The sequence below is a fragment of the Bacillus sp. P4_D3 genome (assembly GCF_056401855.1).
This window is the reverse complement of the sequence record NZ_JBFUIN010000948.1, coordinates 1-1,032: the sequence shown is the minus strand read 5'-3', so window position 1 is coordinate 1,032 and position 1,032 is coordinate 1. Positions and strand designations below refer to the sequence as shown.

General features: G+C 32.0%; 2 protein-coding genes. Both read left to right on the top strand.

Annotated elements, in window-relative coordinates; genetic code table 11:
• On the top strand, positions 1 to 685 hold a 685-nt coding region (locus AC1DTM_RS28235; RefSeq protein WP_477001460.1), incomplete at its 5' end, for a M3 family metallopeptidase.
• Between the two features lie 32 nt (positions 686 to 717).
• Positions 718 to 1,032, top strand: a 315-nt coding sequence (mtnN, locus tag AC1DTM_RS28230; RefSeq protein ID WP_477001459.1) for a 5'-methylthioadenosine/S-adenosylhomocysteine nucleosidase, incomplete at its 3' end; no start/stop codon positions are given.

Genomic DNA, 1,032 nt, shown 5'->3' with positions numbered 1-1,032 from the left:
TTCAATGCGTTATGATGGGAGTATTGATAGTGTAAGAGTACTTGCTCATGAATTAGGACATGCTTGGCATTTTTATGTTATGAGTTTTGAACAATCCACTTCATTTTTAGATGGTTATCTGCCAATGAGTACAGCTGAATCAGCGTCTATTTTCTTTGAAATGGTACTTGTAGATCACTTAATAAAAACAGCAGAATGTACAGAAATGAAAAAGTCATTGCTTAGCTGGAAAATTAGAAATAGCTTTAATTATGTTATGGCGATTCGTGCATCGTTTCAGTTCGAAAAGAGTTTTTATGAAAAAAGTAAAGAAGGGCCTATAAGTGCTGATGAAATTGAGAAATTATCTATAGCCGTGCAAGAAAAGGCATATGGAAATGCACTAACAGAATATCAGCCGTTTGTTTGGATGAAATACGTTCAGTTTTATATAGCAGATGTTCCTTTTTATAATTATCCATACACATTTGGTTATTTAGTAAGTTTTAGTTTACTAGAATTAGCGAAAGAAAATAAAAGGGAATTTCATTTGAGGTATAAAGAATTTTTGCGAGAAACGGGAAAAGCTCCAGTTGAAGAACTTATGAAAATACATTTTGAAATTGATTTAACAAATTATGAATTTTGGAATAAATCTTTTATACAAATCCATAAAGATATTGATGAATATTTGCAGCTTATGTAGGGGGCGCACAAATAGATAAAGGGGAATACATTATGAACAGAATCGGTATTATCGGAGCAATGCAAATAGAAATAGACTTACTTTTAGAAAAACTACATATAGATGAGGAACAAACTATTGCTGGAATGCCTTTTTATAAAGGGAATTTCATGGGTACAGAGATTATAATTACTCGCTGTGGTGTAGGGAAAGTAAATGCAGCTGCATGTACACAAATATTAATTAGTAAGTTTGATATAGACTCTATCATTAATACAGGTGTTGCGGGTGGATTACATCCGGATGTGAAAGTTGGCGATCTAGTTATTTCTACAAATGTTAMGCATCATGATGTTAATAAAAATCAA